We start from the raw sequence: 16526 nt of genomic DNA, 5'->3' as shown, positions 1-16526 counted from the left end.
GGTGACCATCGGCCTCTCGCAACAGCTAATCCCTTATTAACTTGCTTCATCTCTTGATGCCATATAGCTTGTTTGCGCTTCTAATTTCATATGTAATACGGCGCTACGTAATACAGTACGAAATTCAAGGAGAGACCGATGGCAAGAGCCGGCATCTACAAGAGTGATGTGCTTCAGGCAAGGAATCGCTTGGTCAAGAGCGGCCGTCATCCTTCGATCGATGCCATACGTATCGAATTGGGCAACACTGGCTCCAAGGGCACCATCCATCGGCACCTGAAGGAGATCGAAGAGGAAGAGTCAGGCACAACCTCTCAGGTCAAGGCCAGCGAGGCGATCCAGGATCTGGTCTCGCGCCTGGCCGAGCGTCTGGAGTTGGAGGCCAAGGAGCGCCTGGTGGTGGCTGAAGCGCGGCACACCGAGCGTTTGGCCGAGCTGCAGGTGGTGCTGGATCAGCGCCAGCAGGAGCTGACAGCCGTGCGCGCCCAGCTGGGTCAGGTCGAGACGGCGCTGGCTCAGGAGAAGGTGCTGCGGCGCGACGCCACTGACCAAGTGACTCGGCTGAACCTGGAGGTGACCCAACTGACGGCCCAAGCTGAAGGCCTGCAGCAGCGGCTCACCGAAGCGCATGCACATGGCGCCTCTCTCGAGGAGCAGCGCCGGCACGCCCACACGGCGCTCGAGCATTTCCGGGAAGCAGCGAAGGAACAGCGCGAGAGGGAGCTGCGCCAGCATGAGCAGCAGGTGCAGTACCTCCAGGCCGAGCTGGGCAAGGCCAACGCGTCGCTCGCCGACAAAGCGATCGAGATCCGCACGGCGGCACAGGAGAAGCTTGAGACCTTGTCGCAGCTGCAGGCGGCGCGCAGCGAGGCCCGCCACCTGGAAGAGCGTCTACGTGACCTCAAGCCGCTGAAGGAGCAGTTGGCCAACCAGGCGCAGATCGTCGAGCAGATGCGCGCTCAGGCCGGTCAACAGGCCGAGCGAGTCGACGAGCTGCGAACGCGCAACCAGGCGCTGGAGCAGCGCAACTCCGAGCTTGTGAGCGAAGTGGCTGCGGCCAACGCCGCCACAGCGGCGAAGGAGCAACTGGTGGCCAGCGTGTTGGCCCGGTTGCCGATCGCCGCTCAGAAAGCGAAGTCAGAGACTGCGGCTACCGGGTCGGCTTAGTTTCCATTGACGGAGAAGGGCGCCGCCTGAAGTAGGCTTGCCAGCGCAGCGCACACGCTTTATGCGTTTTGCGCCGCTCACGTAGAGCGCTTATTCCTCTGACGCTTAAGTATCATTTTTGGCCGTATCCCGGCATGCCCCCGTTGGTCTGGAACGAGATGACTGTGGGCGAAGGGGTTCGGCCGCATTCGAAGATCGAATATCCAAAAACACCCCACCTCGTTTTGCGTGCAGAACCTGCTGTTAGGCGGCTCGGAAACTCAATGAAATCAATCACTTAGCGGATTGCCTATTTTTTGAGCACCTCGTTTTCAGTGCAAAACACGCTGTTAGCGCTTCAGGCAGCCGCGCGCGACCGTGATCTCGCTTGACGCTGCAACAGGCTGTCGGCGAACGGCTCGAAGTCAAAGGAAATCACCCCTCTGAAGTTGATGTGGCCGAAATGGACCGGCCCCATCCGGCGCAGCCACTCTTCCGGAATCGGCTCCTTCAGGGCTCGCCGTTGGTCGGCCACCTCCTGCATCTTCATCGTGTTCCAAGCGATCACGACGTTGGTGAGCAGGGCGTGAGAGCCAGAGATGGCGACCATTTCATCGTGCCGCCGGCCGCGCTGAGTGCCGATTCGCCCGAAGTGGACGGCACGCTGCAGCTGGTGCACTGACTCGTTGCGGTTGAGAAGTGTGTGCATTTCCCGCCGGAAGTGCGGCTTGGAGAAGTAGTCGCACAGGAAGATGGTACGCAGCAGCTTACCGAGTTCTTCGGCTGCGGCATGCATCTTCTGGCCCTGAGCAGCACTTCCGAACCGCTCGAGCGCCTCGCGGGCGGTCAGGCGTCCTTCGCGAATGGAGACCACCAGCCGCAGGAGGTCGTCCCAGCCTTCGCGAATTTTTTTCATCGACACCTTGCCGATCTTGGCGCGTTCCAGGGCTTCCGGCAGTTCGCGTCCGCGCGGCAAAAACAGCTTTCGTTCGGACATCTGACGCAGTCGCACACACAGGTCGAAGCCAAGCAGCTTGGCGATCGACATGGCCGCGGCTGTGTAGCCATGGGTGTCGACGGCGAGGAGCGACATCTTCACCTGGTCCTCGCGGCATTTCGCGTTGTGAGCCTCGACGCCATGGACGGCCACTGCTGCCTGCCGGTCGTTGATCACAACGTGTTGGCCATAGAAGATTCCCCAGGAGTCGCGAACGTGCACGTACATGCCGACGCCGGGCTGTTTGCGCCGGTATTCCATGCGCGCCATGTGCAGGTATCGGGACGCGTCCAGCGTCATGGAGTCTGCCGAACCTTTGTCTCCCTTGCCCCAAAGCTTCGCGATCTCGTGGTTCTGCTGGAAGCTCAGGACGCAATCGCTGGCATCGCGCAGCCTGCCTCGTGCCTCGATCTGACGCATGGCCGCGGTGATCTGCGAGACCTGTAAACCCGGAATCATGGCGGCGATGCCCTTGGCATCGTTCTCCGACCCGTGCGCCATCAGGGCGCCGTACAGCGCCTTGAGTTCGTTGGCGTCCTTGGCTTTGCGACCGAGGAGTACGGCACTGAACCCGGTCCTGGCGTCGATTTCCACCAGCATTGCGCCTTGCTGGACTTTCCCGATACTGGCGAACATGGCCGCCAAGGTGTTATTGAGCTGGGGCTCTTCGTCTGCGGCATAGATCGGGTCGATGTGGATTACGCCGGCTTGGTCGATGGTGATCACGCCGTCTTCGGCTGCCTGGGCCAGTTGCAACAACGACTCGTCGAGCCTGAACTCCACTCGTTCCAGGTACTTTTCGACGTCGTCGGTCAAGCTCATGGCACGCAGGTACGCCTTGCGCTTATGGCTCCACTCTTCAGGAGAAATCAGCTGCTCTTCCCGATCTCGGTGCTTGAAGCTGTGCGCGAGGTACACCTTGCCCCCCTTGAGCGCGTTGCGCACGGAGTTCATGGCGCAGGCCTTGAGCGCGGAGAGCGCCTTCTTGCGATCCGGGTTGCGCAGCAGGGGCTGCCACACTGCTTCAGCCATCGACACATCGAAATCTGCAGGGAGCTCGGTGGCACCGCGCTCCACAAGTTCACGCAGCGCTTTGACTTGACGCATCGGCCGCGCGTGCTCGTCGCCTTTCACGTCCAGGATGCCCAAGGTGTTGAGCAGCGCTGAAACCTGCGGACCCGCTTCCTCCACGATCGACTGCCGGACCATGGAGGCGTGGCCACCAGGCATCTCGTCGTCATCTTGCGGAATGAGCGTCTGCAGAGCCGACAACTTCTGCTCCGCGCTCATGTCGGGTGTGTAGATCACGGACTTGAGACGAACGCGTTCTGCGCGCAGGTCCTTCGCACTCTTGAGCGTCTTGTCTTGGACCCGGCTCTCAGCGTGGCGAGCCAGGGTGCTCACTCTCCGCGACGCCTGTTCGACGGCCAAGTCGGTGAGTTCCAGGAGGGTCACATGCAGAAAGCAGCAGAGCCGAGCCGTTTGCGGTCATCCGACAGGCGCTCCGTGGATGAGGGAGGCCGGTGGACGACTTCGCGGGCATAGGCCTGGATGCGCGCAAGCGGAATGGCCGCAAGGTTCCATTCGTGCACGCGCAAGATCTTCAGGAAGGCGATTTTCTGCGTGATTTGGCGAAGAGTGATTTGTCCTTGTTTGCCGGGGGGCGTGCGCAGCCATTCGAGAACGGTCGACCCGGTGCGGCCTTTGCGCTTGGCGTAAAGCCGCGACAGCGTGGCAGCGTAGAGACGATCGGGTACGCCTTCCTTAACCGCGCGGGTCGCTGCTTCTTCCTGGGCCGCGAAAGCCGCACGCGCGGCATCGCGAATGACACGATCACCTGGGAGAACAACCAAACGGCCGAAAAGCCAGAGTTCTCCTTGGATGACGAGATCGTCGACCGACACAGCGCTTGCTGCCAAGGCAACTAGAGACTCCGACAGCTCGCCTAGCGTCGCTTGGTCTACGGCCGAGAAGCCGGCGTGTTCACGAGCCCATTTTTGATGCTCAGAGCGTGTGCGCGTGGCCGCGTAGAGGGTGCGTAGGGACGCAATGTCGGTCGCCCGAGAGCCGATGACTTTGCTGAGAGACTGAACAAGCAGCTTCGGTAGCCCCACCAGCGCATCAGGCGCGCGCCCGGTGGCGCGAAGCATGACCAGCTGAATAGCGGCGCCTAGACGACCGGTACCGCGGAAGTGGGTGCGGATGGCATCGACGTCTTTGTCGCTTAGCGCAAAGCCTTCCTCAACATCCTGCTGCGACAGGTTGCGCGGCAGCGCAGTCTGACCGACAAAGCGAAGGTGGTAGCTGGGCACACGGCCTCCCGGCAGAGGTAGTCAAGCAACCGGCAACTATCGCTTTTTCGAGATGGATCCCGGACTACAAACTGGGGATTCAGTTGGGCGGGTTTACGCTAAAACGTTAAAGGCGTGTGCTGCATTGAAAACGACATCGCCCCGGCATGGCAGCGGAAGAGGTCGAGCAGCTCATCACCTTTCCGCTTGAGACGACGATGAACGGGCTTCCCGGCGTCGAGACCGTTCGCTCCGTTTCGTCGGCGGGCCTGTCCTTCGTCTACGTGACCTTCGACTGGAGCACGGACATCTTCCGTGCGCGTCAGATGGTCTCTGAGAGGCTTGCCTCGATGGAGGAAGGGCTCGCCGAAGGCGTCGTGCCACGCATGGGACCCATCAGCTCCATCATGGGCGAAATCATGCAAATCGCCATCCCGGTGGACACGGCGAAGATTTCGCCGATGGCCGTGCGGGAGTACGCCGACTGGGTGCTTCGCCCAAGGCTGATGGCGGTGCCGGGCGTCGCGCAGGTCATTCCCATCGGTGGGGAGGTGCGCCAGTTCCAGGTGCAGCCGAACACCACACGCATGGCCGAACTCGGCATCACGCACGAGCAGATGGAGGCAGCGCTCAAAGGCTACTCGTCGAACACCTCCGGTGGGTTCCTGGGCTCAACGGCCGTGAGTACCTCATCCGCAACATCGGCCGGACGTCGCTGCTCGACGACCTGAAGAACCTGGCGCTGACAGCAAGGAACGGTCAGCCCATCCTCATGCGTCAGATTGCGGACGTCACGTTCGCACCTGCGCTGAAGCGCGGCGATGCAGGGTTCGAAGGCAAGCCCGCCGTCATCCTCGGCATCCAGAAGCAGCCGACCGCCGACACCATTGGCCTGACCAAGGCCATCGAAGAAGCGCTCGTGGGCATGAAGACATCGCTGCCCGCGGGCATGGAAGCGCCGCGGGTCACCTTCCGCCAGGCGAGCTTCATCGAAGCGTCCATCGACAACCTGACGATGAAGCTCATCGGCGCGTCAGTGTTCGTGGCCGCCATCCTGTTCTTCTTCCTGGGCACGCTGCGCCCGACGGTCATTGCGCTCACCGCTATCCCGGTGTCCATCTTCATCACGGCGCTGGTGTTCAAGTACTTCGGGCTCTCCATCAACACGATGACCCTTGGCGGCCTGGCCATCGCCATCGGCGGCCTGGTGGACGATGCCGTGGTGGGCGTTGAGAACGTCCTGCGTCGCTTGAAGGAAGACCGCGCAAAGCACCACGACCATCGCTTGCACCCGGTCGAGCTGGTGGCGCGCGCGACGATGGAGGTGCGGTCGGCCATCCTGTACGCCACGGTCATCATCGTTCTCGTGTTCGTGCCGCTGTTCGCGCTGCCAGGCATGGAGGGGCGACTGTTCATCCCGTTGGGCATCGCCTTCATCGTGTCGACGCTGGCAAGCCTCGTGGTCTCGGTCACGGTGACGCCGGTGCTGTCGTACTACCTGCTGCCGCGGATGACGTCGCTGGACCACGGGGACACCAAGCTGCTGGCGTGGCTGAAGAGGAACTACGCCACCGGCCTTCAGAAAGTGCTCGACCGCCCGAAGGCGGCCCTCGCAGCCGGCGGCGTGGCGGTGCTTGTCGCCCTCATCGCGGTGCCGTTCTTCCCGACGACCTTCCTGCCGCCGTTCAACGAAGGCACGTACCTGGTCGGGCTCCGCCTTAATCCCGGGGTGACGCTCGCGGAGAGTGCTTCGCTGGCTCGCCAGGCCGAGGTGCTCATCAAGCAGGTGCCCGAGGTGACGCACGTTGGCCGTCGCAGTGGCCGAGCCGAACTGGACGAACACGCCGAGGGCGTGCACGTCAGCGAGCTCGACGTCGGCCTCAAGCCAACTCATGAGCTGACGCGGCCAATGAGCGAGATTTCCGCGGACATTCGCGCCAGGCTCTCGAACCTTCCGGCCGCCGTCTCCATCGGCCAGCCCATCTCCCATCGCATCGACCACATGCTCAGCGGTGTCCGGTCGCAGATTGCCATCAAGCTGTTTGGCGAAGATCTCGACACACTGCGGGGCCAGGCCGATGCACTGCGAGCAAAGTTGGCTGCCATCCCAGGCGTCGCCGACCTTGAAATCGAGAAGCAGGTGCTGGCGCCGCAAATCAAGGTTCGGGTGGACTACGCTGCTGCGGCTCAGTACGGGGTGCCAGTTCCTCAGGTGCTCGCGACACTGCAAAGCCTTGTCGAAGGCGAGAAGGTCACGCAAATCGTCGAGGGTGGTCGCCGCTTCGCCCTGGTGGTGAAGCTGCCTGAGCAGGCGCGCTCGGCGGAGGGCTTGCAGAACATCCTCATCGAGACGCCTTCTGGCCGCGTGCCGCTGTCGAAGATTGCGAGCATCGAAGACAGCGACGGGCCGAACCAGATTAGCCGCGATGACGGCAAGCGCCGCATCGTGCTGTCAGCCAACGCACAAGGAAGAGCGCTCTCCGACATCGTGACAGACATGCGTCGCGTGGTTGCGGAGACCAAGCTCCCGGAGGGCTACTTCGTGACGCTGGGCGGCCAGTTCCAGGCGCAGGAGGAAGCCTCGCGTCTGGTCGGCCTGCTGTCGCTTGTGTCGCTCACGCTGATGTTCGTGGTGCTTTACAGCCGCTACCAGTCGACGAGGCTGTCGCTGCTCATCATGGCCAACATCCCGTTGGCTCTGGTCGGCGCTGTTGTCGGCTTGTGGATTTCCGGTCAACCGCTCTCGGTGGCGGCCTTGGTCGGCTTCATCACGCTGGCCGGCATCTCCGTTCGCAACGGCATCTTGAAGGTCAGCCACTACATCAACTTGATGCGCCTCGAAGGCGAGGAGTTCGACCACAAGATGATTCTGCGCGGCTCCCTCGAGCGCCTTGCACCCGTGCTGATGACGGCACTCGTGACCGCGGTCGCGCTGGCACCGTTGCTCTTCGAGGCAGAACAGCCCGGTACTGAGGTGCTGCACCCAGTGGCCGTCGTCATCTTCTCGGGCCTCATCAGCTCGACCCTGCTCGACACCTTCCTCACACCCGCGATGTTCTGGCTCTTCGGCCGCGAGGACGCCGAGCGTCTGATGGAAACGAAGTCTGTTGAAGCCCTTTGACTCTTGCTCGCCGAAAGGAAACGCTATGAAGAAGTTTGTACTTGTGACCGCGCTGTTTGCTGCCATTGCCGGTCCGGCGCTTGCTCAGAAGAGTGGTCACGAGGACCACAGTGCCAAGCACGGCGGGGTCTTTGTGGAGGGGAAGGAAGCTGACTATGAATTGGTCGCCAAGCCGGACCTCATTCGGCTGTACGTCAATGACCACGGGAAGCCGATGGACGTGTCAAAGGGGTCGGCCAAGGTGACGCTGCTAAGTGGCAGCGACAAGCAGGAGGTGGAACTGAAGCCTGCTGGAGCGGCACTTGAAGCCAAGGGTGCCTTCAAGGTGGGTCCCGGCACCAAAGCGGTCGCTGTTGTGACCAACGCCGGGAAGACGCTCGGCACTGCTCGCTTCACGCTGAAGTAGCGCGACGGAAGACGGTCTGCGGCCCAGGTCCTCTCGCTATGTCTCTGAGGCCTGAGATGCGCCTGTCGACACTCTGACGTGGCCGCGTGCATCGCGGCTGCGTCAGAAAAGCCAGCGCCGGCGACAGAACCCAGCGCTCACGCAGGTTTGCAGCAGGTGGTTTGGTTGCTTTGCATAGGAGGGCACTTGCGAGTCCCGAAGGAGCAGAAGACGCAGCAATCGCCGGGTTTGGGCGTCAGTAGCGTCTTGCAGGACTCGCACTCATAGAACCACACGCACGCGTCGACGGGCATCGCCTCATCCTTGGCATGACCGCAGTGGGGACACGTCAGCCTGCTCTGCAGTTCTTTCATTTCGCTCATTTCCTGAGAGACAGTAGGTCAGCAGCACTTAGGACTTTGAACGACTCTCGCGTTTTCCGCCGGGACGGCCAGGTCCTCGAGGATGGTGCAGTCGACCGCTGGGCCGCCAGCACATGCGGCCTCGCAGCTGCATACGAATGCGCTCAGGCTCGCTTCCAGCGCCCTGAGTTCATCCAGCTTGCGACGCACTTGTTCCAAATGCGTGGCAGCGATGTCACGAACCTCCACGCACGGCCTCTCGGGTTGGTCGACCAGGCAAACGAGGTCACGCACCTGGTCAATGGAGAAGCCGAAGTCTCGGCACCGTCTGATGAAGACGAGGCGCCTGACTGTCGCCTCGTCGTAGCTTCGCTGTCCGGCGTCCGTCCGCTTCGCCGGGGGCAGCAAGCCGATTTCCTCGTAGTACCGAACGGTCGGTACCGTTGCGCCCGTACGCCGCGCGACCAAGCCGATGGATAGATTTGCGCTCATGACCACATGTTAGGGTCAGCCACAGGCGCCTGGTGCGCAACCGCAGCGCCTTGACGGCACTGCCCGCGGTAAGAATTGGTCGAACAGCCAGCGGGCGTCCCGTTCCAGCCCTTCAGGCGCCCGGATGGTCAGCACGACGGTGGCTGGCCCACCTTCGAGGTTGAACTCGAGGAAGCTGCAGCAGTCCTGTTCCCCGGCAACGATGCGTTCCAGTTGTGCCTTGGCGTCATGCTGGTACGTCAGGCGAAGGGCACGCTCGCTCAGGTGGTGCGATATCAGGTGTTGCTCGGTGACCTGTCGAATCCACGCCAGGCGCTCCGACAGCGCAGCCGTTGGCAAGGTGCATGCGAGGGGTGCGTCAGGCGCTGCGCGCATTGCAAGCTCCTTCACAGCTGGAGGTATTGGCGGTTTGGCGTTGGCTTCGGCGCTTCCACCAAATTAACCCGCCGCCCACAGCAGCCAGGCCAAGCAAGATGGCTCCTGGCACCGCGAATTCATCGGCGCACGCCAGCAACGCAGAACCCGCGGCCGCGAGGGTGCCGGTGCCCACGGTTAGCGCTGCGGCCCCACCAAGAAGTGGGACTGCGCAGCAGGCGGCACAGGCCGCGCCAACGCCCAAAACTGCTTTCCAAGGTCTCATCGCCAAGTCTCCGATGCTTGGGCACAACGCCCACACCAAGACGGTAGGACCTCAAGTGGCTTGAGGGTCAAGCGCTCGACCGAAAATCGCTTCCATGGACCTGCTCAAGACCTTCCTTCTGTTCGTGGCTACGGCTGTCGCGGAAATCGTGGGGTGCTACCTGCCTTACCTGTGGCTCAAACAAGGCAAACCGGTGTGGCTGCTTGTTCCGGCTGCAGGAAGCCTGGCGCTGTTTGCCTGGCTACTGTCGTTGCACCCGACCGCCGCCGGGCGTGTCTATGCTGCCTACGGAGGCGTCTATATAGGCGTTGCGGTTCTATGGCTCATGGTGGTCGACAAGGTTCGACCGACAACCACGGATTGGTTGGGCGTTGCCGTCAGCCTCGCTGGCATGGCCATCATCATGTTTGGCCAGCGGCCGGCCGAATAACCAAAAGCTCATGTGCACAGGCGAATCCCACTTCAAACTTCCGGCACTCGTCTGAACCTCATCATCCATCGCCGCTCTACCAGCGGCGGACTCGTCAGCCCGCCGGCGGCGACATAGGGGCTTCCGGCTCCCAGTTGACTCGGTGACCGGCGTTCGTTGCGTCATGTCGCGCGTCATCTTCCGAATGCACGTAGATGCTCGTTGTGGCCAGGTTGGTGTGCCCGAGGTTGTCGCGCACCGCCTTCAAGTCGACCGAGTCGCTCTGGTGGCTGCCAGCCGTGTGGCGCAGCCAGTGCGTGGAGGCGCGCTCGATGTGCGCGGCGGCGGCTTCATGCTCCGGTCCGCGAACCCGCAGGCGGGTGGCGGTCTGGCGTACAACGTCCTTGACGATCTCGTGCACAGCGCTGCGTGCCAATGCCTTTGGCTCGCCGATAAGGGAGCGCAACAACGGAGAGTCGTCGCCGGCCGTCGGTAGATCTGAGAGCCCGCAGCTGCGGCGGTAGCGAATCAGTTCAGCCATCAGTTCGTCGGTGGCAGGCACCAGCCGCGTCTTGCCGCCTTTTCCGGTCACCTCGAGCCACCAGCGTTGCCGGCCATCGGGGCTGCGCCGGCTGAAGAAGCCGAGCATCGTGGTGAGGCAGGCCTCGGAGACCCGCAACCCACCGATGTACAGAAGCGAGAACAGCCAGCGCGTGCGGGCGGCACGCGCGGCGTCGCGCTCTGAATCGGTGGGCATGCCACTGATCGTGGTCTTGACCTCATGCCAGTGCTCGTGCGGCAGGAAGCGGCTCATGCGGGCGGCGCGGGGCGCTGCTTTGCGACGGCTGAGCGCCAGAGGGTTCCCAGCTAGATAGCCAGCCTCGACGAGCCAGTTGAAGAGGCCGTTGAGGATCGATAGCGCTTGCCGCTGCGATCCCAGGCTCAGCGGCCCGGCAAACGGCCGCCACAGGGGCGAGGATCGCGGCTGGCGAGCCCCGGGCGCCATCACCCACCGCTCGGCCGGCTGTGGGTTGGCCAGGAAGCGCTGGTAGACGAGCAGATCTTCGTGACTGAGATCCGAGAGTGCCCGACCGTGTTGGACCACGCACCAAAGCAACAGGCGTTCGGATTCCTTGCGGTAGTTCGCCAGCGTTGCCGGCGAGTCTGCGAAACGCGCGAGCCAACTCAGGACCGCCGAGCGATCGTCGGCCGCGGCGATTTGACTTCTACCGCGCGCACGATTGGCGCCGGCGGTACCAGAGAGGTTGGAGGGGACCTGAAGGCTGTCCAGGGTGACGAGATCGGACACGAGCGGCGTTTGGAAGCGGCGGCGTAGACATTATGGACATTAGAGTACTTATGTCCATAGATTCGCCGGAAGTGTTAGATAGTCAACGTAATACGTCGTACTATCAACCAATGAGCACCGAGAACGAGATCCTGGCCGAAGTCGAGTCGCTGAAGGCGCGTTTCAGCGAAACGAAATCGCTCTACCGCGAGGTCTGTGCGCTGCTGTTCTTCCGGTACGGCATCACGCCCACGACCAATAAGCTCTACCAGTACGTGCGCAAGGGCACGATGAGCACCCCGGCGGAAGCGCTGAGCAAGTTCTGGGATGAGCTTCGCCGCAAGGCGCGAGTGGAGATCGACCATCCCGATCTGCCCGAGGAGCTCAAGGCGACGGCCGCCGAGGCGATCGCCGGCATCTGGCACCACGCCATCGCGACCGCCCGAGGCGAACTGGAAGTCCTTCGGATCGAAGCTCGCGCGGAACTGGACGAGGCGAAGCGAGAACTTCAGGAGGCCAACGCGGCGGTCGAAGAGGAGCGGGCACGAAACGAGGAACTTGCATCTTCCATGCGTACCGCCAACGAGACGGCGCAATCGGCACGCACCGAGCTTGAGGCCGAGCGCCGTGCACACACGGGAACCGCGGCACGGCTGCAGGAGGTCCAAGCCCAGCTCGGCCAAGCCCGTGAGCAGCAGCAGCGCCTTCAGGACGGCTTCAGCGCGGAGTTGGCTAAGGTGCGCGACGCTGTGACCCAGGCCGACCAGAGGGCTGCGGCGGCCGAGCGCCGCGCTCTGATGGAAGTGGAACAGGAGCGACAGGCGCGTGCCAAAGCCGACAAGCTAGCAGAGGCATTGCGCGGCCAAGTGGCGATGCTGGAAGCACAGGAGCGCCGCGAGGGTCTGGCACACGCTGAGGCCGTGGCCCGCCTCCAAGCGCAGGTCGACTCGCTCAGTTCAGCGGCCCAGCACCAGGGCGCGACGAACGAATCGTTGGAAATCCAAGTCGCGCAGTTGCGTGACCAGCTCCAGGCGAGCCAGCAGGAGACAACCCGGTACCGAGCCGAAGCCGAGACCGTTCAGGCGCTACTGAACCGGCTTACGCCAAGTTCGGCCCCCAAGGCGCCACGTCAGAAGCGGACGACGCCGTAGTAAAGGCTGCGGGTAGTACCGACCGAGTTCGACAGGCAGATCTGGCTGACCGCTGTCCGAAGCAAGCCTGCCGCCGTCACGCCTATCGATTCAGCACGTCGAAGCCGGACTCGCGCTGCTGGATCAGCTTCCGACCTCACCCTCTGGCTTCTTGGACTTCGTGGACGTGCGCTTGCGCGCCGAGGTGGTCTTGGCCGCGGTACCGGCGCCGGGTTCCTTCGGCCCTCCCTGTTGCTTCAAGAGGACCTCTGTCGACAAAATGAGTTGGCGCCCGTAGGTTCTGGCAGCGTCCCAGACCGCATCTTGACGGACGGCCAATAGCATGTAGGCAGCGTGACCTGCCGCGACGATCAACACCACGATGATGCGTTTGCCTTCTGCGGATCGCAGATCCCAGGCCGAGTACCAAAGCATCGCGGTGCAGATGACCACCACGCCGAGGTTCAACAGAAGTGCCAGCCATTTGACGCCGAGCAGATTGCGGCGGAAGCCGTAGGTCACGTTCTCGCCGAACAGCAGCGCAAATTTCTTCGTGTCGCGGGTTTGCTCACGTAGCCAGACGCCGCATTGGTCATAGAACGAATCAGCTGCACCAACGTCCGCTTGCTCCGCTTCAAGGCCGGGAACGGGCTTGCCAAGTTTGGCGGCCAAAAAAGTCCGATAACGTTCCTTGGACCCTTGGTCGATCGTCGGGTCGCTGTACCGGAACATGGTGACTGAAGGCATGCCACCTTTCGAGGCGTACAACTTGCGCTCCACAGCCCGTCCTCGTTCTCTTGCGAAGTCCGCGATGGCGAAGAGAAGGACCACCAACGCCAAAGTTGCAACCGTGTTGGACAGCTCGAGTGACTTCCAGGAAATCAGCATTGCGATGGCGGCCAGGGCGGGCGAGGCGGCAATGCTGGCGGGAAAAAGCCTGGCGCGCATTGAGTAGGCGTCGAAGACCTTGAGCATGCTGATCATGGCGCTTCGACCTTCACCGCGAACTCTTCCGGCACCGCTGGCCTCATCTGGTCGTGTCCCTTGCCCTTGTAGTGAGAGATCCAGCCGTTCTTGTTGGTGTACACCTTGTAGCCCCGACGAATAAAGGCGTTTTTCACTTGTCCGCGCGGATAGTCGTGTTTGCCAGCTCCGATGGAACAGAAGGAGACGCCAACGACGGTGCCTTCAGCCTTGCGGGGTCCGAGCCATCGATCGAGCACCTCGGGGGTGACGTTGTGTCGGCTCCCGTGATGGGGCATCTGCACAAAGCGCGGACGATTCAGGCCGAGTTCGGCTGCGTAGTCCGCCGCTTCTTCCAGACCCTGCGGGCCGACATCAGCGGTTAGCAGCACGTGATCGTCTGGCGCAAGCTCAGCGTATTGCACGACGCAGCTTTCATTTGACGCCGACGTCGGTGGCTGCGGGTTACTGGAAAGTGTCTCGACGCTCCAGTTCTCTTCCAACCATTTCTTGGCGGCCTCGACGAGCGCTTTGAAAATGCCTGAACGCTGTATGCCGGCATCCTCAGTCCGGTACGAGGTGGGTGTTTTCTCGAAATCTGGAATCAGTTCTACGTAGCGCTTGCGCGACGGCGCAAGGACCCTGAACTTGCCGATCTGAGACTCCCTGGAAAACCTCGTGGATCTGCGCTCCCTTCTTGAGTGCGATTTCTTCCAACTCGACAAGGTAGGGATGCCGCTCCTTAATGTCCGCAATCAATCCCTCCAGGGTGAAGTTCCCATGGAAGTGGTGGAGGACCTCGTGCGCGTACAGCCAAGGACGGTTCATCCACAGGTGGTTGACCCTAAAGTGTTCCAGCACGCCCACCAGCCCGCAGGCGTGGTCGTTGTCTGCATGCGAAAGCACCATGTGGTCGATGAAGTAGCCCGGATAGTGCTTCTCGATGTGCTCGATGATGGTGTCGGCTGTGTCAATTCGGCCGCCGTCGACGACATGAAGCGTATTTCGAGTGGTTTCATCGCCATACCGGACGACGATGGCGTCGCCATAACTCTCCCCGACCGGCAGGAAGTCGACTTCGTAAGACATGTGCGCTCCCAGATGAACGCTCACGGCCTCGAGGGCTGAGAGCGGCGGCACCAAATGTTTGTGGTGGAATGTGCCGCGTAGGTAATAAGTCAGGAGCTTATGGCGCAGATGCGGTTCGCAACGTCGGAGCCTTCTCAAACTTCGGGCATCTACTACCCCTCGCTCAAGGGAAGGCCTCGGTGCCACCGGGCATCCGAGTACACTTGTTGCACCGGTCACACAGGAGAAAGCATGAAGCCAACCTCACGCATTCCCGCGGTCCGCGAAGCAGCAAAGGCGGCCACTGGCCACTTGCAGTACTACCAAACCATGATGCAGCAAGCGAAGACGTCCAGTCAGCCGCTGCCGCGTCAGCCGGCGCCGCCGGCGAACGGCAACAAGAAGTAGGACCAAGCACAAGAACGAGCCACCCCCGAGGGTGGCTCTTTTTTTTGGAGGGGCAATGCTCTAGACGAAGCCTGATTCCGCGCGAGTGGTGCCAGAAGAGGGCCGAAACTCTACCGGGGGGCGAACGCCGTTCAGACAGGACTTCGGACGGCTGCTGCACTCACCCTGCTTTCGTCGCCTTCAAGGAAAGACTCAGCTCTTCCCAACCCACGAGTCGGACTTTTTCCGCAACCGACTCACCCACTCGTTGGAGGTGGCGCAGGTGGCCAAGGCCATCGCATTGCACATCAACGCGACGGTCGCTGAGTTTGAAGACGATCCCATTGACACCGACTTGGTCGAAATGGCGGCCCTCGCCCACGACCTCGGCCACCCCCGTTCGGGCACAACGGTGAGGAGGCCCTGGACGATTGCATGAAGCCTTGCGGAGGTTTCGAAGGGAACGCACAGACACTTCGGCTGCTGGCGCGAATCGAGAAGAAGACCTTCCGCGGGAGCGATCCTCACGACAGTCAGGGCACGTATTGCGGCATCGGTCAGGATGGCACCGACTACCGCGCTGGGCTGAACCTGACGTTCAGAAGCCTGGCCGCGGTCCTGAAGTACGACAGGCCGATTCCGTCATGGCGACAGACGGGCGACAAGCTGGCGAAGGGCTACTACCAGTCTGAAGCGCCGCTGGTCGACGAAATCAAGCGAATGGTCGGCGCGCCGCCCGCAGAGGTGCCGTTCAAGACCATCGAGTGCCAGATCATGGACTTGGCCGACGACATCGCCTATTCGACGTACGACCTCGAGGACGCCATGAAAGGCGGCTTCACACACCCGCTGGCGGTGAGAGCCAGTCTGTCGAGCAACCCGGAACTCGTGGGGCGCGTCTATGCCAAGGTGGTCGACGCCGTTCCGGACACCACGGAGGCCGAGGTGTTCGCCACGCTTCAGCATCTCTTCGATCTGAGCGGAAACGGTGACGGAACACCATCCGGCGATCCCGCGGCCGACGCGCTCTACGCGTATCACCAGTCCACGTTGCTGGCGTCACAAGGCAAGCTGCGCGTCGGATTCACATCGCATCTGGTGGGAGACTTCATCAACGGCATTCGCGTTCGACCACGCGCTGGCCGCGCCAGGAAGTTCTCAGCGGTGGAGCTCGAGCGGGGGATCTTGTTGCAGATCGAATCCTTGAAGCACCTCAACTACCAGACGATGATCATGTCGCCGCGCTTGAAGGTGGTGGAGAACCGCGGCTACGACCTGGTGTGCGAGATCTTCAACAGCCTCAGCAAGCCGGATGGGCATCACCTCCTTCCGGAGGACTACCGGCTCATGTACCACCGAGCCGCCAACGACGCGGATCGGCAGCGGTTGTTGTGCGACTTCATCGCGGGCATGACCGATCGATACGCCGCCGAGTTTCACAGCCGAATCTCCGGCACCGGAGCCTCGATCTTCAAACCGCTTTGAGTGGCGCCGCACCGGAGCCACTGGCGAACGAAGTTAGGCTATCGATAGGTATTTCCTAATTGACGCCATCGTCAGCTTTGACGATGCTGCCGGCGCATGAGCTACCCCGGCGGCAAGGGCGGACTGTTTCGCCAACTGATCAACCTCATTCCGGTGCACTCGACCTACATCGAGAGCCACCTGGGCCATGGGGCCGTTCTGCGGCACAAAGCGCCCGCGGCCCGAAGCTTTGGCGTGGAAGTGGACGCTGCAGTGATCGAGCGCTGGGCAGGGGCATCGCTCCCCGGCTTGGTTTCATCCAGCAAGACGCCACCTGCTTCCTGAGGTCGTTCCCCTTTGTCGGCGACGAATTTGTCTACGCT

At 62.2% G+C, this 16526-nt stretch carries 17 protein-coding genes and 1 pseudogene; 9 read left to right on the top strand and 9 right to left on the bottom strand.

The features are described from left to right. Positions 1-138: 138 nt before the first annotated feature. Positions 139-1167 carry a DNA-binding protein gene (locus LRS03_RS04570; RefSeq protein WP_257824113.1) on the top strand — a complete coding sequence of 343 codons (1029 nt, stop codon included), beginning with the start codon at positions 139-141 and terminating at the stop codon, positions 1165-1167. A gap of 337 nt (positions 1168-1504) precedes the next feature. Here LRS03_RS04570 and LRS03_RS04565 read toward each other — a convergent pair whose 3' ends face one another. Then, complete coding sequence (locus LRS03_RS04565; RefSeq protein ID WP_257824112.1) at positions 1505-3598, bottom strand: Tn3 family transposase; 2094 nt, start codon at positions 3596-3598, stop codon at positions 1505-1507. Next, a complete protein-coding gene (locus tag LRS03_RS04560) occupies positions 3595-4455 on the bottom strand; it encodes a DUF4158 domain-containing protein (protein ID WP_257824111.1) in 861 nt (286 codons plus the stop codon). The genes LRS03_RS04565 and LRS03_RS04560 overlap by 4 nt, the downstream gene beginning before the upstream one ends. Positions 4456-4601: 146 nt before the next feature. Between LRS03_RS04560 and LRS03_RS04555 the strand changes: the two are divergent. Both LRS03_RS04555 and LRS03_RS04550 read left to right on the top strand, forming a co-directional pair. Then, positions 4602-7555, top strand: a pseudogene (locus LRS03_RS04555) (efflux RND transporter permease subunit). 25 nt (positions 7556-7580) lie between these two features. After that, positions 7581-7961, top strand: a complete 381-nt coding sequence (locus LRS03_RS04550; RefSeq protein ID WP_257824109.1) for a hypothetical protein — start codon at positions 7581-7583, stop codon at positions 7959-7961. Positions 7962-8098: 137 nt separating this feature from the next. Here the strand turns inward: LRS03_RS04550 and LRS03_RS04545 are convergent, their stop codons facing one another. The 3 genes from LRS03_RS04545 to LRS03_RS04535 are packed head-to-tail and all read right to left on the bottom strand — an operon-like array spanning position 8099 to position 9169. Next, positions 8099-8323 (bottom strand): GDCCVxC domain-containing (seleno)protein, encoded by a 225-nt coding sequence (locus tag LRS03_RS04545; RefSeq protein ID WP_257824108.1) that lies wholly within the window; start codon positions 8321-8323, stop codon positions 8099-8101. A gap of 18 nt (positions 8324-8341) precedes the next feature. Next, positions 8342-8794 (bottom strand): MerR family transcriptional regulator, encoded by a 453-nt coding sequence (locus tag LRS03_RS04540; RefSeq protein ID WP_257824107.1) that lies wholly within the window; start codon positions 8792-8794, stop codon positions 8342-8344. Positions 8795-8809: 15 nt separating this feature from the next. After that, on the bottom strand, positions 8810-9169 hold the full coding sequence (locus tag LRS03_RS04535; protein ID WP_257824105.1) for a hypothetical protein: 360 nt from the start codon (positions 9167-9169) through the stop codon (positions 8810-8812). A gap of 359 nt (positions 9170-9528) precedes the next feature. On the opposite strand from LRS03_RS04535, the gene LRS03_RS04530 reads away from it, so the two are divergent. Next, entirely contained in the window at positions 9529-9864 is a 336-nt protein-coding gene (locus LRS03_RS04530) for a YnfA family protein (protein WP_257824104.1), read from the top strand. A gap of 94 nt (positions 9865-9958) precedes the next feature. Here LRS03_RS04530 and LRS03_RS04525 read toward each other — a convergent pair whose 3' ends face one another. After that, positions 9959-11152, bottom strand: a complete 1194-nt coding sequence (locus LRS03_RS04525; protein WP_257824102.1) for a tyrosine-type recombinase/integrase — start codon at positions 11150-11152, stop codon at positions 9959-9961. Between the two features lie 110 nt (positions 11153-11262). On the opposite strand from LRS03_RS04525, the gene LRS03_RS04520 reads away from it, so the two are divergent. After that, the gene (locus LRS03_RS04520; protein WP_257824100.1) at positions 11263-12282 is read left to right on the top strand and encodes a DNA-binding protein; all 1020 of its coding nucleotides are present in this window, start codon (positions 11263-11265) and stop codon (positions 12280-12282) included. A gap of 123 nt (positions 12283-12405) precedes the next feature. Here LRS03_RS04520 and LRS03_RS04515 read toward each other — a convergent pair whose 3' ends face one another. From LRS03_RS04515 to LRS03_RS04505, 3 genes are all read right to left on the bottom strand, one after another. Continuing rightward, positions 12406-13245, bottom strand: a complete 840-nt coding sequence (locus LRS03_RS04515) for a hypothetical protein (protein WP_257824099.1) — start codon at positions 13243-13245, stop codon at positions 12406-12408. After that, positions 13242-13727 carry a ComEC/Rec2 family competence protein gene (locus LRS03_RS04510; RefSeq protein WP_257824098.1) on the bottom strand — a complete coding sequence of 162 codons (486 nt, stop codon included), beginning with the start codon at positions 13725-13727 and terminating at the stop codon, positions 13242-13244. Before LRS03_RS04510 ends, LRS03_RS04515 begins: the two co-directional genes overlap by 4 nt. A 61-nt stretch (positions 13728-13788) precedes the next feature. After that, the gene (locus LRS03_RS04505) at positions 13789-14313 is read right to left on the bottom strand and encodes a ComEC/Rec2 family competence protein (RefSeq protein ID WP_257824097.1); all 525 of its coding nucleotides are present in this window, start codon (positions 14311-14313) and stop codon (positions 13789-13791) included. Between the two features lie 231 nt (positions 14314-14544). Here LRS03_RS04505 and LRS03_RS04500 point away from each other — a divergent pair, with 231 nt between their 5' ends. From LRS03_RS04500 to LRS03_RS04485, 4 genes are all read left to right on the top strand, one after another. Then, on the top strand, positions 14545-14700 hold the full coding sequence (locus LRS03_RS04500; RefSeq protein WP_257824095.1) for a hypothetical protein: 156 nt from the start codon (positions 14545-14547) through the stop codon (positions 14698-14700). Positions 14701-14962: 262 nt separating this feature from the next. After that, positions 14963-15118 carry an HD domain-containing protein gene (locus LRS03_RS26755; RefSeq protein ID WP_374685008.1) on the top strand — a complete coding sequence of 52 codons (156 nt, stop codon included), beginning with the start codon at positions 14963-14965 and terminating at the stop codon, positions 15116-15118. Next, positions 15115-16164 carry a dGTP triphosphohydrolase gene (dgt, locus tag LRS03_RS04490; protein WP_257824091.1) on the top strand — a complete coding sequence of 350 codons (1050 nt, stop codon included), beginning with the start codon at positions 15115-15117 and terminating at the stop codon, positions 16162-16164. Before LRS03_RS26755 ends, dgt begins: the two co-directional genes overlap by 4 nt. Before the next feature lie 96 nt (positions 16165-16260). Then, positions 16261-16488 carry a hypothetical protein gene (locus LRS03_RS04485; RefSeq protein WP_257824089.1) on the top strand — a complete coding sequence of 76 codons (228 nt, stop codon included), beginning with the start codon at positions 16261-16263 and terminating at the stop codon, positions 16486-16488. The last annotated feature ends 38 nt before the right edge of the window (positions 16489-16526 follow it).

Source organism: Rhizobacter sp. J219, assembly GCF_024700055.1.
Classification (GTDB): domain Bacteria; phylum Pseudomonadota; class Gammaproteobacteria; order Burkholderiales; family Burkholderiaceae_C; genus Rhizobacter.
The sequence above is the reverse complement of the archived record's forward strand: the minus strand, read 5'-3'. Positions and strand labels throughout refer to the sequence as shown.

Excerpts from the sequence above, each read along its gene's own strand:
- LRS03_RS04530 (WP_257824104.1), top strand. The coding sequence starts at position 9,529 with ATGGACCTGCTCAAGACCTTCCTTCTGTTCGTGGCTACGGCTGTCGCG.
- LRS03_RS04515 (WP_257824099.1), bottom strand. The coding sequence starts at position 13,245 with ATGATCAGCATGCTCAAGGTCTTCGACGCCTACTCAATGCGCGCCAGG.
- LRS03_RS04535 (WP_257824105.1), bottom strand. The coding sequence starts at position 9,169 with ATGCGCGCAGCGCCTGACGCACCCCTCGCATGCACCTTGCCAACGGCT.
- LRS03_RS04545 (WP_257824108.1), bottom strand. The coding sequence starts at position 8,323 with ATGAGCGAAATGAAAGAACTGCAGAGCAGGCTGACGTGTCCCCACTGC.
- dgt (WP_257824091.1), top strand. The coding sequence starts at position 15,115 with ATGAAGCCTTGCGGAGGTTTCGAAGGGAACGCACAGACACTTCGGCTG.
- LRS03_RS04570 (WP_257824113.1), top strand. The coding sequence starts at position 139 with ATGGCAAGAGCCGGCATCTACAAGAGTGATGTGCTTCAGGCAAGGAAT.
- LRS03_RS04500 (WP_257824095.1), top strand. The coding sequence starts at position 14,545 with ATGAAGCCAACCTCACGCATTCCCGCGGTCCGCGAAGCAGCAAAGGCG.
- LRS03_RS04540 (WP_257824107.1), bottom strand. The coding sequence starts at position 8,794 with ATGAGCGCAAATCTATCCATCGGCTTGGTCGCGCGGCGTACGGGCGCA.
- LRS03_RS04520 (WP_257824100.1), top strand. The coding sequence starts at position 11,263 with ATGAGCACCGAGAACGAGATCCTGGCCGAAGTCGAGTCGCTGAAGGCG.
- LRS03_RS04505 (WP_257824097.1), bottom strand. The coding sequence starts at position 14,313 with ATGTCTTACGAAGTCGACTTCCTGCCGGTCGGGGAGAGTTATGGCGAC.
- LRS03_RS04485 (WP_257824089.1), top strand. The coding sequence starts at position 16,261 with ATGAGCTACCCCGGCGGCAAGGGCGGACTGTTTCGCCAACTGATCAAC.
- LRS03_RS04550 (WP_257824109.1), top strand. The coding sequence starts at position 7,581 with ATGAAGAAGTTTGTACTTGTGACCGCGCTGTTTGCTGCCATTGCCGGT.